Below are 14,640 nucleotides of genomic sequence, written 5' to 3' on the forward strand. Positions count from 1 at the left end.
GGGAGTACCAGCTATGCACAGCAGCGGAAAAACCCTTGTACTGCGGGCCGGAGACTATCAGGCCACCCTTGTCACCGTGGGCGCGGGTCTGGCTGAACTGACATACGCAGGTCAGCATCTGGTGCTCCCCCATCCCCCTGAAACCCTGCCGCTGGCGCACATGGGGAAGGTCCTGATTCCCTGGCCCAATCGCGTCGCGAAGGGCACCTGGTACCATAACGGTAAATGGCTTCATTTACCGATCAACGATCACGAAGGGGGAACCGCCATTCACGGTTTGCTGGCGTGGCGTGACTGGCAGATTACGGAATATACCGACAGCACAGCGAGGCTGACAATCTTTTTACCGCCCAGCTACGGATATCCGTTTGCCCTGGTTTCAACGGTGACGTACCGGCTGGATGCCATGCAGGGCCTGCTGGTGACGCTCGACAGTCAAAATACAGGACGTGAACCTGCTCCTTATGGCGCAGGTGCGCACCCGTATCTGACCTGCAACAGAACGCCGCTGGACGAGTGCCTGCTCACGTTGCCTGCCGCGATAGCGCAAGGCGATTTCCTTTCCCCACGTCTGCTCGGCGCAACGCAAATTGATAACAGCCTTCGCACAGGCACGGACCGCCAGCAGTGGGAAGTGCGCCTGACCAGCCGGAAGCCGTCCCTTTCTGTTTACTTACGTAGCGATCAGCCCTGGCTGCAAATTTACACCGGCGAAAAACTGGGCCGCACCGGGCTGGCAACCGAGCCCATGAGTTGCCCGCCTGATGCGTTTAACTCCGGCGTTGATCTGGTCTGGCTCGCACCGCAGGCGACGCATCGGCTGGCCTTCACCCTTGGCTGCGATCGCCCCGGATAAAGATCACCTTACCGCCTTACCCTACAACTAAGAGGCCAGTATGCACTTACAACATCTTGAAACGGCAGGGGTAAAACTCACTGCCACTGATAACGGCTTTTCACTGGTTTATCACGGCCGCGTTATTCTGAGCCACAGCCCGGAAGCGCCCTGTCTGTGGATGGGGCACGGTCGGGCCGACATTAAAATGTTTCGTGGCAACTTCAGTATCAAAGACCGGCTGAATGAAAAGCTGGCCCTGACTGAGGCCACCATGACGTCGCAGGCCGACTGTTGGCACATCCGTTTCTCGCGCGGCAACGTCATCAGCGCCACGCTGACGGTTGGGCTGGATGCCGGCGGGCGTTTACTGCTCACGCTAAATAATGACGCCGACAGTCATAACCGCATCTGGCTACGGCTGGCAGCGCAGCAGGCGGATCACATCTACGGCTGCGGCGAACAGTTTTCCTGTTTTGACCTGCGCGGGAAACCGTTCCCGCTCTGGACCAGTGAGCAGGGCGTCGGACGGAATAAAAACAGTTATGTTACCTGGCAGGCGGACTGCGCGGAGAATGCCGGCGGCGATTATTACTGGACGTTTTTCCCTCAGCCCACCTTCGTCAGCAGCCAGAAGTATTACTGCCATGTGGACAACAGCGGCTACATGAATTTTGACTTCAGCGCACCCGATTATCACGAACTGGCGTTCTGGGAAAACCGCGCGACGTTACGCTTTGAATGCGCCGACAGCTATATTGCACTGCTGGAAAAACTGAGCGCCTTGCTGGGCCGCCAGCCTGAATTGCCTGACTGGGTTTACGATGGCGTGATTCTGGGCATTCAGGGCGGCACCGACGTGTGTCAGCAGAAGTTAGACAAGATGCGTCAGGCGGGCGTGAAGGTTAACGGTATCTGGGCTCAGGACTGGTCCGGTATTCGCATGACGTCGTTTGGCAAACGTGTCATGTGGAACTGGCAGTGGGACAGCGAACTCTATCCGCAACTGGATACACGCATTCAGCAATGGAAAGCCGAAGGCGTCCAGTTTCTCTCTTATATCAATCCTTATGTCGCCAGCGATCGCCCTCTGTGCGACGAGGCCGCCCGGCACGGCTATCTCACCAAAACGGCTTCCGGTCAGGACTACCACGTTGAATTTGGTGAGTTCTATGCGGGCGTTGTCGATCTGACTCATCCTGATGCTTATAACTGGTTCAAAGAGGTTATCAAACAAAATCTGATCGGCCTGGGCTGTGGCGGCTGGATGGCGGATTTTGGCGAATATCTCCCAACCGATACGGTTCTGCATAACGGTGTCCATGCCGAGATTATGCATAATGCCTGGCCCGCGCTGTGGGCAAAATGTAACTACGACGCGCTGGCAGAAACCGGCAAGCTCGGCGAAACGCTCTATTTTATGCGTGCGGGTTATACCGGCAGTCAGAAATACGCCGTGATGATGTGGGCCGGGGATCAAAACGTTGACTGGAGTCTGGACGATGGCCTCGCGTCGGTAGTGCCTGCCGCCTTGTCGCTGGCAATGAGTGGGCACGGTTTGCATCACAGTGACATTGGTGGCTATACCACGCTCTACGGTATGAAACGGAGCAAAGAACTGCTGCTGCGTTGGTGTGATTTCAACACCTTTACGCCCATGATGCGCACCCATGAAGGTAACCGTCCCGGCGATAACTGGCAGTTTGACAGCGATGACGAAACCATGGCGCATTTTGCCCGTATGTCGACGATCTTTACTTCCTTAAAGCCTTACATCAGGCAGGCGGTGGCGCAGAATGCCCGCAGTGGTCTGCCTGTTATGCGGCCGCTTTTCCTGCACTATGAAGCGGATGCCCGCACTTATTCGCTGAAATACCAGTACCTGTTTGGTCGTGATTTGCTGGTCGCGCCAGTGTATGAAGAGGGCCGCCACGACTGGACGCTCTATCTGCCGGAGGATCGCTGGATAAACCTCTGGACCGGTGAAGCGGCCAGCGGTGGCGAGATCACGGTGGACGCACCGCTTGGTCAGCCGCCCGTCTTTTACCGGGCTGAAAGTGAATGGCAGGCGTTATTTGCCTCATTACGGCTGATCGACAGTGCCGGTTCGACGCGATAAAGGAGAAAGGGTATGGATTTCTTCACGCTTTTTACTCCCGACGGGCTTGAGCTGAGTATTGAGGTTGTCTGCATCATCATCGCCATCATGTTCCTGTATACCTTCATCGGTATCTGCGCAGGCTTTGGTGGCGCACTGGTGACGATGCCGCTGATCACCTTGTTGCTGCCGGTCAAAATGGCGGCACCTATGTCGGTCATTGTCGGGACAGCCACTGCGTTATATGCCACCTGGTTGTCACGTAACGAAACCCACTGGCGATCTGCGCTGGTGCTTATCCTGTTCTCCTTTGCCGGCATTCCCCTGGGGATTTATGCGCTCGCCAGTTTCCCGGACAACATCATGAAAACCGGGCTGGGCACTTTCCTGATCCTGTACGCGTTTTACAGCCTGTTTGTTCCTCGTCTGCCCGTCTGTGACAAAAACTGGCTAGTGGTGCCGACGGGCATCATCGCCGGCGCTCTGGGGTCGGCTTTTGCGACCAACGGCCCGCCGGTAGTGATTTATGGCATGTTGAGAAATCTGGCTCCGGCGGCGTTTCGTGGCACGCTCAATGCGTTTTTTACCGCCAGTAACATCGCCATTATTGGCGGCCTGACGACCAGCGGCATCTTAACGCTGTCAACCGTCAAGCTGGTGCTGTTCTGCGTGCCCACCATGATCCTGGGCTCGCTGGTGGGCCAGTATGTTCACCAACGCATCTCTGTCAGCACTTTCCGGCTGATGGTGCTCCTGCTGCTGATCGCATCCGGCGCCATGCTGATCAAGGGGGCGTTGGCGATTCCGGTATGGTCGGTACTGGTGCCGGTGTTTGGCCTGCTGGCGATTATGCAGTGGGTATTGGGCAAAAAAGTTGCGGCGATACGCGCGGAAACACAGCAGCAAAACGCTTCCCCTTCATCCTGAGCAAGGTTACCCGCCAGGCAGGCGGGTAAACCGGAGAACCATCATGAATCAGCAAACTGTATCTTCTGCCGGCGAGCCTGCGACGCTGCGGTTGCCGTTCCGGGAAAAAGTGGCCTATGGCATGGGCGATCTGGGTTCTAACATCCTGTTAGATATCGGGACGCTTTACTTACTGAAGTTCTATACCGATGTGCTGGAGCTGCCGGGAACGTACGGCGGAATTATCTTTCTGGTCGCCAAGTTCTTCACGGCGTTTACCGATATGGGCACGGGCATCATGCTGGATTCGCGGCGCAGGATTGGCCCGAAAGGGAAGTTCCGGCCGTTTGTCTTGTACGCCGCGTTTCCGGTCACGCTTTTGGCTGTCGCCAACTTTATCGGCACGCCGTTTGAAATCACCGGTAAAGCGGTCGTCGCCACGGTGTTGTTTATGTTGTATGGCCTGTTCTTCAGCATGATGAACTGTTCGTATGGGGCGATGGTGCCCGCCATCACCAAAAATCCTGATGAGCGCGCCTCCCTGGCCGCCTGGCGGCAGGGCGGTGCAACGCTGGGGTTACTGATTTGTACTGTGGGTTTTGTGCCGGTGATGAACCTGGCAGAAGGCAGCGCGCAGTTCCGCTATATCGCTGCAGCCACACTTTTCTCGGCATTTGGTTTGTTCTTTATGTGGTGGTGCTATGCCGGTGTAAAGGAGCGCTATGTCGAACAGCCGTCTGCCCACCCCACGCAAAACCCGGGCCTGTTAGCCTCCTTCCGCGCTATCGCGGGTAACCGTCCGCTGTTTATTCTCTGTATTGCCAACCTGTGCACACTGGGGGCGTTCAACGTCAAGCTGGCGATTCAGGTCTATTACACCCAGTACGTTCTGAACGATCCCATCCTGCTGTCATGGATGGGCTTCTTTAGCATGGGCTGCATTTTTATCGGTGTCTTTATGATGCCCGGCGCCGTCAGGCGCTTTGGTAAGAAAAAAGTGTATATCGGCGGTTTGCTGATTTGGGTCGTGGGCGATCTGCTCAACTATTGCTATGGGGGCGGTTCCGTCAGTTTCATCGTGTTTTCCTGTCTGGCTTTTTTTGGATCTGCCTTTGTGAACAGTCTTAACTGGGCTTTGGTCTCTGATACGGTCGAATACGGGGAATGGCGGACGGGCGTGCGTTCTGAAGGCACGGTTTATACCGGTTTCACCTTTTTCCGTAAGGTCTCACAGGCACTGGCGGGCTTTTTCCCCGGCTGGATGCTGACCCAGATTGGCTACGTGCCTAACGTTGTCCAGCGCGCCGGTACGGTCGAGGGCCTGAAGCAACTGATGTTTATTTATCCCGGTGCGTTAGCCGTGGTCACGATTGTGGCCATGGGGTGTTTCTACAACCTCAATGAAAAGATGTATGTCCGCATCATTGACGAGATTGACGCCCGTAAGCGTCAGCACTGATTTGGCTCTGTGATAAGGATCCGTTATGAACACAGGTTCTGATCCCTTAACGCTGAAACTGCCTCTGCGTGAGAAGTTTGCTTACGGCATCGGTGATTTCGGCTCCAACCTGATGCTGGCTATCGGGACGCTTTACTTACTTAAGTTTTACACCGATGAACTGGGGATGCCGGCCTGGTATGGCGGCGTGATTTTCCTCGTCGCCAAATTCTTTACGGCCCTTACCGATATGTTTACGGGCATCGTGCTGGATTCACGGCGGACAATTGGCACAAAAGGAAAATTCAGGCCGTTTATCCTGTATTTTTCGCTGCCGGTCGCGCTGGTGGCGGCGGCGCAGTTTGTGGCGCATGACCTCAGCCTGACATGTAAAACGGCTGTCGCCACCGCGCTGTTTATGCTGTTTGGCCTGTTTTACAGTCTGATGAACTGTTCCTACGGGGCAATGGTGCCTGCCATCACCAGAAATCCCACCGAGCGCGCTCATCTTGCCGCCTGGCGGCAGGGCGGGGCCACGTTAGGATTGCTGGTTTGTACCGTAGGCTTTATGCCCATCCAGTCGCTGTTTGTGGGCAAAAGTGCGCTGGGTTATCAGGTGGCGGCTGCCGTCTTTGTCACTGGCGGATTGCTGTGCATGGGGCTTTGCTACAGCGGCGTGAAAGAACGCTATGTCGAGGTCACGCCCGCCCATCACAAACCTGGCGTTGCAACCGCCTTTCGCGCCATCTTTCACAATCCGCCCTTGCGGACGCTGTGCCTGGCGAACCTGTGTACCCTGGCGGCATTCAACATCAAGCTGGCGATTCAGGTTTATTACACCCAGTACGTGCTGAACGATGTCAGTCTGCTCTCCTGGATGGGTTTCTTCAGCATGGGCTGTATTCTGGCCGGTGTGCTGCTGGTGCCCGCTGCGGTGAAACGTTGGGGTAAAAAGCAGGTGTATCTGGGGGGTTTAGTATTCTGGGCTGTCGGCGATCTGTGCAATTTTCTCTGGGGCAGCACATCGCTAATGTTCGTCCTGTTCTCCTGTATGGCGTTCTTCGGCACAGCGTTTGTGAACAGCCTTAACTGGGCGCTGGTGCCGGATACCGTCGAGTACGGTGAATGGAAAACCGGTATCCGCGCAGAGGGCGCCTGCTATACCGGCTACACCTTCTTCCGTAAAATCTCTGCCGCCATGGCGGGGTTTTTGCCGGGCCTGATGCTGACACAAATCGGCTATGTGCCGAATGCCCTTCAATCGGATGCCACGCTGGCGGGGCTGCGGCAGTTGATCTTTATCTGGCCCTGTACGCTGGCCATCGCGGCGGCACTGATTATGGGATGGGGTTACAGGCTCAATGAAGCGCGTTTCGCGCGCATTGTCGCGGCCATTAACCAGCGTAAACGGCACGCTCTTGCCCCTGCTGCTATCCCAACGCGCAACGAGGCCTGCGTTCAGGTGACGGGTGCGGAAAAGCCATAAGTTTCTCTGTTAAGACGTGATGGCAGGTAACTGTTTGTCGGTTTTGTGACAGCGGTACAGTACCGGCCATCGCGCATTATGTGTTCGCAGGCGCATCACTGCGCACAGGTAAGACAGCCTAACCTGTTGTTTTATATAACCTGACTCGCCATTCTCCCCCTGTTCATTCCCCACTTTGCGGCACCGATCACGCTCAGGTGCAGGATTTCCACTTCGAAACGGAAAAAGTCGTTCTCCACAGCCGCGCGGACTCTGTTTAGTTTGTGATCACGCTGAATGCGTAACGGGATGCAGACGATGAGCACGTGTAATGGAGCGGTAGCGATGAACGCGTCACAAGACGAGCAGCAAACGATTCAGGCCCTGGCGGATCGCGTAATGACCCAGATCGGCGCGCTGTTTGCCGAGCGGTCCATTAAGCCGAATGCGGTACAGCTGCAAATGCTGGCTTCGCATGTCCGCGCAATGGCATTGCGATCGGTAACCGGTGAAGGGCTGCCGGAGGTGGAGGCGGATCTGTTCGATGAGATCTCGCCAGCGTCAATGGCACTGGCGCAGCAGGTCGTGGATCTGTTTGGCAATTTACCGCCGGAAGAAGCCTGGCTGCTCTCCGTCCACTTTGAAGTGGCTAAGAACGACTGATTTTCACCATCATGAGAGGTACAGACATATGGTAACCGTAGTAATAGGCGATCGATTAGGTAAAGGACAGAAAGTGGCGGCCGGCGTTGAGAAAGCGGGCGGGCGTGCTGTTGTCGTGCCCGGCGTGGCAGCTGACATGAAGTTGGGCGATGTGATGAAGGCTGAGAATGCCGACTTTGGCATTTCTTTTTGTGGCAGCGGCGGTGCGGGGGCGATTACGGCACAAAACAAGTATGGCTACAAAGCCAAACACGGCATGCGCTCAGTGGATGAAGGTGTGACAGCCATCAACGAAGGCGCCACCGTGCTGGGCTTCGGGTTTATGGATAAAGAAGAGCTGGGTGAACGTCTGGTTCAGGCCTGGCACAAAAAACACGGTGGATAAGGAATGAAAGAGACCTTTACAACCTCGGTAGCCGTAAGCGGCAAAGGCGATACCAAAGCGAAAGCGTTCTCTGATGCGCTCAGCCGGGTGCAGCACGAAGTCCTGCGCAACGCCAACAAGATTTTGCTGCGCATCGAACCCCAGGACGTAAAGGTGGTGCGCGCGCAGGAGCGCGTCAGAACCGAAAAATTTCTTTTCTTTTTCCTGGCACGCGAGCGCAGGCACTTCAGTGTCGATCTGGAGGTCACCATCAACGTGACCTGTCTGGACGGCGATAAAGTTGCGTTCACCCGCGTGTAAGTCAGCCTCAAACAACATAAATAAGGAAAGAGGATGTTTCTCATCATTTTGCTCAAGTCGTTAATCATCGGCGGCCTTGTGGGCGTCGGTGTGGGTGCTGGCGCTGCCCGCATGTTCCACGCGCCGACGACACAAGGTATGGGCGCGTTTCGCACACTGGGTGAACTCAACTCCTGTGAAGGCGATCCCGCTTCTCACTTCTCTTTTGGGTTGGGTTTCTTTTTCAATGCCTGGGCTTCCTCCGTTGCGGCGGGTGCATTCACCCAGGATGTGGATCACCGCATCATCCCCAACTGGGGCGCGGCGGCCATCATGGTCAAAAACCGCAACGTCGCGCAAACGCTGCACGATCCAAAAAAGATGGCTATCGCCTGCGGCATCATCGGCATGGTGGTGGTCGCGTTTTTGAATTCGACGGCCTCTGCCGTTCCGGCGGCCCTGCAGGTTACGGCGGTCAAAGTGCTGGTCCCTGCGGCGAATCTGCTGGTGAACACGGTCATGCCCGTGATCTTCTGGCTGGCCGCAATCGATGCCGGTAAGAAATCGGGCTTCTGGGCCACCATTTTTGGCGGTCTGGCGCAGCTGATTATGGGCAATGCGGTACCGGGTCTGGTGCTGGGAATTTTGATTGGCAAAGGGGTTGAAGAGAGCGGCTGGCACAAAGTGACCAAAGTCATGATGACCGCCATCGTTGCCCTGTTTGTCCTCAGCGCCTTCTTCCGCGGTTTCGATATGAAGATGCTGCAATCCTTCCAGCTCGGCATTCCTGGCTGGCTCGACAGTATTCATAACAGCCTGAGCGGCAAATAACGGAGCGTCTGCAATGGAAGAATCAAACAAAGGTTTCTGGTATGCCGACTGGTCATTCCCGATTTTTGTCGGTTTGCTCTCCTCCGGCGTGTTTGCCGGGACACATATGTACTACCTGTACGGCATTGGAGCGTTTAACGAAGTCGCTTTCGTGTCCATGCTCCGGGCCGGAATCGATACCGGCGTCTATGGGGCGGTGGCTGCCTTCGGAGCCAGCTTCCTGTTCGCCCGCATCATTGAAGGATCGCTGGTCGGGATTCTGGACATCGGTGGTGCGATCCAGACCGGTGTCGGTCTGGGCGTGCCGGCGCTGCTGCTCGGGGCGGGTTTTGTTTTCCCCGTCGCCAACTTTGCGGCTTCGCTGGTCACCGGCCTGATTCTCGGTGTGGCAATCGGTTACGTCATTATCCTGGCACGTAAGTTCACCATCAATCAGAGCAACAGCACGTACGGTGCGGACGTCATGATGGGGGCGGGCAATGCATCAGGCCGTTTCCTGGGACCCTTGATCATTCTGGCCGCGATGAGTGCCTCAATTCCTATCGGCCTCGGATCCTTGCTGGGCGCGCTGGTGTTCTATCTGTGGAATAAACCGATCACGGGCGGTGCGATCCTGGGTGCCATGATCCTGGGCGCGATCTTTCCTGTGGCGATATGACCCTGTTATCCCCCGATCGGTTCAGGCCGATCGGGGCAGTTAAGGAGGTTCCTGTGTACGATCTGATTCTGCGGCGTGCGCGTTTGCCGGATGAAACCCTGATCGATATTGCGATACGTGACGGCAAGATTGCCGCCACAGGTGAAATCAGCGGCCACGCAACCGTCGAGAAAACGCTGGCAGAAGGCTGTTATCTCAGTGCGGGCTGGATTGATTCGCATGTGCACTGCTATGAAAAATCCCCTGTCTACCACGATCATCCCGATCGGGTTGGCGTGGAAAGCGGCGTCACCTGCGTGGTGGATGCAGGCAGCACTGGCGCGAATGACATTGACGATTTCTGGCAGCGCACCCGAGCGGTGAGCACGCAGGTTTACGCGCTGCTGAATATCGCGCGCACTGGCATCATTACCCAAAATGAACTGGCGGACATGACGCAGATTGATCGCCAGGCCATTGCCGACGCGGTAAAACGTCACCCCGATTTTATTGTGGGGCTTAAAGCCCGTATGAGCAGCAGCGTAGTGGGCGAAAACGGCATTAAGCCGCTGGTCCTCGCGAAAGCTATTCAGCAGGAAAACGGCCATCTGCCGCTGATGGTGCATATCGGTAACAACCCACCCAACCTTAATGAGATCGCGGAACTGCTGACCTCGGGTGACATCATCACTCACTGCTATAACGGCAAACCCAATCGCATCCTGACACCCGACGGCGAACTGCGTGCCGCCGTCAAACATGCGCTGGCACGCGACGTACGGCTTGATGTCGGCCACGGCAGCGCCAGCTTTAGTTTCGAGGTCGCGCGTACGGCCATCGCACAGGGCATTTTGCCTGACACCATCAGTTCGGATATTTACTGCCGTAACCGCCTCAATGGACCGGTTTATACCCTGGCCCATGTGATGTCGAAGTTTTTCAATGTCGGCATGACCCTGCCACAGATTATCGCCTGTGTGACTCACCAGGCAGCCAGCGGCCTGCGTTTACGCCACAAAGGCCGTATTGAGCCCGGCTACGATGCCGACTTTACGCTGTTCACCGTCGCGCAAGAGCCGGTGTCCTTTGTAGATGCGGAAGGGCTGGCGGAACAGGGCGATCGTCACCTGATTCCCCTTGCCGCCATTGTCGCCGGCGAGTGCTGGATTACTGAACAAGGAAAAAAATACCATGTCTTCTCTGTATGAAAAATATGGCCTGAAGCAGGTCATCAACGCCTCCGGTCGTATGACCATACTGGGCGTTTCAACGCCATCGGATGAGGTGATCGATACGGTTAAGTACGGTCTGGCGCACTACTTTGAAGTAAAGGATCTGGTCGATAAAACCGGCGCGTATATTGCTAACCTGCTGAAAGTGGAAAATGCGCTGGTGGTCTCCTGCGCCTCGGCAGGGATAGCCCAGAGCGTGGCCGCCGTCATTGTGAAAGATGATGACTGGCTGCTGGATAATTTACACAGTGCACCGCTGACCGTGCCGCGCGACATCGTGGTGCCAAAAGGGCATAACGTGAACTACGGTGCGCCGGTGGGCAGCATGATCGCGCTGGGTGGGGGCCGGACGGTTGAAGCGGGTTACAGTAATGAATGCTCGGCTCAGCAGCTTTCCGCCGCGGTGACCGATCAGACGGCCGCCATTCTCTACGTGAAGTCACATCACTGCGTACAAAAGAGCCACCTGAGCGTTGCACAGGCCGCAGAAGTCGCGCGTAAGCATGGTGTGCCACTGATTGTGGATGCCGCCGCCGAAGAGGACTTGCAGTGTTACTACCAGGCCGGTGCCGATCTGGTGATCTACAGCGGCGCCAAAGCGATTGAAGGCCCAACCAGCGGCCTGGTTATCGGTAAGCACCAGCTTGTTGAGTGGGTAAAGCGCCAGAGCAACGGCATTGGCCGCACCATGAAAGTGGGCAAAGAGGGGATTCTGGGGCTGACGCAGGCCATTGAGTCCTATCTGACCCAGCCGAAAGTGACTGGCGCACAGATGGTAGAAAAAATGACGCCCTTTATTAACAACCTCAATGGGCTGGACGGCGTAACTGCGCGCGTCGTCTGGGATGCGGCCGGACGCGATATTGCACGCGCCGAAATACACTTTGATGAAGCCAAAATTGCGCGTCAAACCGGCGATCTGGTTCAGGCATTGAAAAACGGTGATATCGCCATTTACTTCCGTGGCTACAAAGCGAATGAAGGCATTATCGAAGCCGACGTGCGTAGCGTCAGCGCTGAGCAGCTGCATATCATTTTTACCCGTATTCAGGCGCTGATAACCGGAGAACACTAATGACGCTTACCCCTGATTTTTATCAAGACCGGCTGTGCCTCAACGTGCTGGCCGGCTCAAAAGAAAATGCGCGCGCTATCTGGCAGGCGGCAGAAGGGCACGTTCTGGTCGGTGTGCTATCGAAGAATTACGCCAGTCATGACGCCGCAATCGCGGATATGCGCGACTATGCTGCGCTGATCAATAATGCGCTCTCGATTGGCCTGGGCGCGGGCGATCCCCGGCAGTCACGCATGGTCAGCGAGCTGGCCGCTGAGCTACAGCCTCAGCATGTTAACCAGGTCTTTACCGGCGTTGGCACCAGCCGGGCGCTGCTTGGCCAGTCGCAAACGGTGGTGAACGGCTTGATCTCGCCGACGGGGACGCCAGGAAAAGTAAAAATTTCGACCGGTCCGCTCAGCTCACAGCGCAACGACGGCATCGTGCCCATTGACACCGCCATCGCCATGCTGATCGATATGGGCGGCAGCTCGGTAAAATATTTCCCCATGGGCGGTCTGGACAGGGTGGAAGAATACCGCGCCGTGGCGGAGGCCTGTGCACAGCAGGATTTTTGGCTGGAGCCGACAGGCGGGATCGATCTGGCAAATTTTAGCGAGATCGTAAAAATTGCGCTGGATGCGGGCGTCAGCAAGGTGATCCCGCATATTTACAGTTCGATCATTGATCAGGCCAGCGGTGAAACCCGCGTGGATGACGTCAAACAGCTTCTGGCAATGAGCAAGTCCTTGCTGGCCTGACGTAGGTTGTGCGCTGGCGCAGAAAACTGTGGCCGGCGCGCCCTTTCCTGGACGTACAGCCGCGTTTCCTGCACTCTGTTAATGTTGCTCTTTTCTCCATTCAGTCAGGTAAACCGACGTGAGATTTCCTAATCAGCGCCTTGCGCAACTGTTTGACGCTTTGAAAAACGAAACCTTGCCTCAGGACGAGCTGGCCCGGCGCTTTGCCGTGTCAACGCGTACCGTACGCACGGATATCACCGCCCTGAATGCCTTACTGGAACAGCACGGCGCGCAGTTTGTGTTGAATCGCGGGGCCGGCTATCAGCTTAAAATTGCCGACGCGCAGCGTTTTACTATTCTCCAGCAGCAAACGCGTGCGCCTCTCCGGGTACCGCGTACTTCTCAGGAGCGGATCCGCTATCTGCTGGTGCGCTTCCTGACCGCCGCCTATTCGCTGAAACTGGAAGCGCTGGCAGAAGAATGGTTTGTCAGCCGCGCGACCTTGCAGAATGACATGGCCGACGTACGTGAATGGCTCGGACGCTACCAACTCAGCATTGAAAGCAAACCGCACCACGGCATGAAACTGTTTGGCAGCGAGGTGGCGATCCGCACCTGCTTAACCGATCTGTTGATCGAGATCGATCAGTCGCAGCCAGACAGCCCGCTGATCACGCCGGAATCCCTGGAAGGTGGCCTGCTGGAAAGTCTGGAACCGTGCCTGCAACGCTGTTTTGCCCAGCACCATATCCGTCTCAGTGACGAAGGTGAACGCTATTTACAGTTTTACTGTGCGGTGGCGGTCCGGCGCATCAGCGAAGGTTATCCGGTTAACGATCCCGCGGACACGGAACAGATGGACGATGCGATACGCGACGCGGCACAAACCCTGATTCATTCGCTGCTGCCGCTTATCGGCAAGCCCGTTTCGCCGGCGGAGGAGAGCTGGCTACAGGTTAATATCGCTGCCCGGCGCATTCAGGACAGCGCACCCAGCACGATCAATGCGGATGACGCGGATGCGCTGGTCGACTATCTGCTCAGCTTTATTAACACACACTACTATTACGATCTGCAGAACGATCCTCAGTTGCGTGCCGATCTGCTCACCCATATTAAAACCATGATCACGCGGGTGCGTTATCAGATCCATATTCCCAATCCCCTGTTAAGTAATATCAAGCAGCACTATCCGATGGCCTATGACGTAACGCTGGCGGCGGTTTCCAGTTGGGGCAAATATTCGCCTTACGTCATCAGTGAGAATGAAATTGGCTTCCTGGTGCTGCATATTGGCGTCGGGCTGGAGCGCCATTACAACGTGGGCTATCAACGTCGCCCTCAGGTGCTGCTGGTGTGCGACAGCGGGAATTCCACGCTGCGCATGATTGAAGCGATGCTGCTGCGAAACTATCCCCAGTTGCAGGTAACCCAGTGCCTGTCTCAGCGCGAATACGAAGCGCGTCAACGTATTGAAGAAGACTTTGTCATCTCTACCGCGCGGGTCAGCGAAAAAGAAAAACCGGTGGTGGTGGTGGCGCCGTTCCCGACCGAATTCCAGCTGGAGCAGATTGGTAAGCTGGTGCTGGTGGATCGTACCCGCCCCTATATGTTGGAGAAATTTTTTGATGCCCGGCATTTTCGGATTGTTGATGCGCCCATGAGCCAGTCGGATCTGTTCCGGTTATTGTGCGATCAGCTTGAGGATGAAGGTGTGGTGGATGAGGCTTTCTTTGCATCCGTGGAGGAACGCGAAGCCATTGTCAGTACTATGCTGGGCGAGGGCATTGCGCTACCGCACTCGCTGGGGCTCATGGCCCGGGAAACGGTCGTCTACACCGTGCTGGCTCCACAGGGTATTCCGTGGGGCGACGATACGGCTTACGTGATTTTTCTGCTGGCAATCAGTAAAAGCGAGTATGAAGAAGCCATGGCAATTTATGACCTTTTCGTCACGTTTATGCGTGAGCGGGCGATGACGCGCCTGCGCGACAGCACTGACTTCAGCAGTTTTAAAACCGTGGCGCTGGACTGCCTGAGTCGGCTGTAAGTAGGGGCAAGGTGGGCTGGATAG

The 14,640-nt window shown here is 56.1% G+C and carries 14 protein-coding genes; all 14 read left to right on the forward strand.

Translation table 11 applies throughout. The annotated features are described in order from the left end of the window. Nucleotides 1-13: 13 nt before the first annotated feature. The 14 genes from C7434_RS14310 (at nucleotide 14) to C7434_RS14375 (ending at nucleotide 14,616) form a co-directional block, all read left to right on the forward strand. A complete protein-coding gene (locus C7434_RS14310) occupies nucleotides 14-856 on the forward strand; it encodes an aldose-1-epimerase (RefSeq protein WP_033740010.1) in 843 nt (280 codons plus the stop codon). 40 nt (nucleotides 857-896) lie between these two features. Continuing rightward, nucleotides 897-2,954 carry an alpha-glucosidase gene (locus C7434_RS14315; RefSeq protein ID WP_039341833.1) on the forward strand — a complete coding sequence of 686 codons (2,058 nt, stop codon included), beginning with the start codon at nucleotides 897-899 and terminating at the stop codon, nucleotides 2,952-2,954. Nucleotides 2,955-2,966: 12 nt separating this feature from the next. Continuing rightward, entirely contained in the window at nucleotides 2,967-3,860 is an 894-nt protein-coding gene (locus C7434_RS14320; protein ID WP_133745567.1) for a sulfite exporter TauE/SafE family protein, read from the forward strand. Nucleotides 3,861-3,903: 43 nt separating this feature from the next. Beyond that, nucleotides 3,904-5,298, forward strand: a complete 1,395-nt coding sequence (locus C7434_RS14325) for an MFS transporter (RefSeq protein ID WP_033740007.1) — start codon at nucleotides 3,904-3,906, stop codon at nucleotides 5,296-5,298. A 25-nt stretch (nucleotides 5,299-5,323) separates the two neighbouring features. Further along, complete coding sequence (locus C7434_RS14330; protein ID WP_133745568.1) at nucleotides 5,324-6,763, forward strand: MFS transporter; 1,440 nt, start codon at nucleotides 5,324-5,326, stop codon at nucleotides 6,761-6,763. A 297-nt stretch (nucleotides 6,764-7,060) separates the two neighbouring features. Continuing rightward, on the forward strand, nucleotides 7,061-7,405 hold the full coding sequence (locus C7434_RS14335) for a glycine dehydrogenase (RefSeq protein ID WP_044241509.1): 345 nt from the start codon (nucleotides 7,061-7,063) through the stop codon (nucleotides 7,403-7,405). A gap of 28 nt (nucleotides 7,406-7,433) precedes the next feature. Continuing rightward, nucleotides 7,434-7,790: an SFCGS family glycine-rich protein gene (locus C7434_RS14340; RefSeq protein ID WP_006118330.1), complete on the forward strand. Its 357-nt coding sequence runs from the start codon at nucleotides 7,434-7,436 to the stop codon at nucleotides 7,788-7,790. 3 nt (nucleotides 7,791-7,793) lie between these two features. Next, a complete protein-coding gene (locus C7434_RS14345) occupies nucleotides 7,794-8,090 on the forward strand; it encodes a DUF4312 family protein (protein ID WP_033740005.1) in 297 nt (98 codons plus the stop codon). A gap of 33 nt (nucleotides 8,091-8,123) precedes the next feature. Beyond that, nucleotides 8,124-8,900, forward strand: coding sequence for a DUF4311 domain-containing protein (locus tag C7434_RS14350; RefSeq protein WP_006118328.1), 777 nt, complete (start codon nucleotides 8,124-8,126; stop codon nucleotides 8,898-8,900). A gap of 13 nt (nucleotides 8,901-8,913) precedes the next feature. Next, a complete protein-coding gene (locus tag C7434_RS14355; RefSeq protein ID WP_033740004.1) occupies nucleotides 8,914-9,558 on the forward strand; it encodes a DUF4310 family protein in 645 nt (214 codons plus the stop codon). A 53-nt stretch (nucleotides 9,559-9,611) separates the two neighbouring features. Next, the gene (locus tag C7434_RS14360; protein WP_033740003.1) at nucleotides 9,612-10,745 is read left to right on the forward strand and encodes an amidohydrolase/deacetylase family metallohydrolase; all 1,134 of its coding nucleotides are present in this window, start codon (nucleotides 9,612-9,614) and stop codon (nucleotides 10,743-10,745) included. Further along, nucleotides 10,729-11,844 (forward strand): DgaE family pyridoxal phosphate-dependent ammonia lyase, encoded by a 1,116-nt coding sequence (locus C7434_RS14365; protein WP_033740001.1) that lies wholly within the window; start codon nucleotides 10,729-10,731, stop codon nucleotides 11,842-11,844. The genes C7434_RS14360 and C7434_RS14365 overlap by 17 nt, the downstream gene beginning before the upstream one ends. Continuing rightward, a complete protein-coding gene (locus tag C7434_RS14370; RefSeq protein WP_033740000.1) occupies nucleotides 11,844-12,584 on the forward strand; it encodes a KDGP aldolase family protein in 741 nt (246 codons plus the stop codon). The genes C7434_RS14365 and C7434_RS14370 overlap by 1 nt, the downstream gene beginning before the upstream one ends. Before the next feature lie 118 nt (nucleotides 12,585-12,702). Then, entirely contained in the window at nucleotides 12,703-14,616 is a 1,914-nt protein-coding gene (locus C7434_RS14375; RefSeq protein WP_033739999.1) for a PRD domain-containing protein, read from the forward strand. The last annotated feature ends 24 nt before the right edge of the window (nucleotides 14,617-14,640 follow it).

Origin of the sequence: Pantoea sp. PNA 14-12, assembly GCF_004364735.1 — a bacterium.
Taxonomy (GTDB): Bacteria; Pseudomonadota; Gammaproteobacteria; order Enterobacterales; family Enterobacteriaceae; genus Pantoea; species Pantoea stewartii.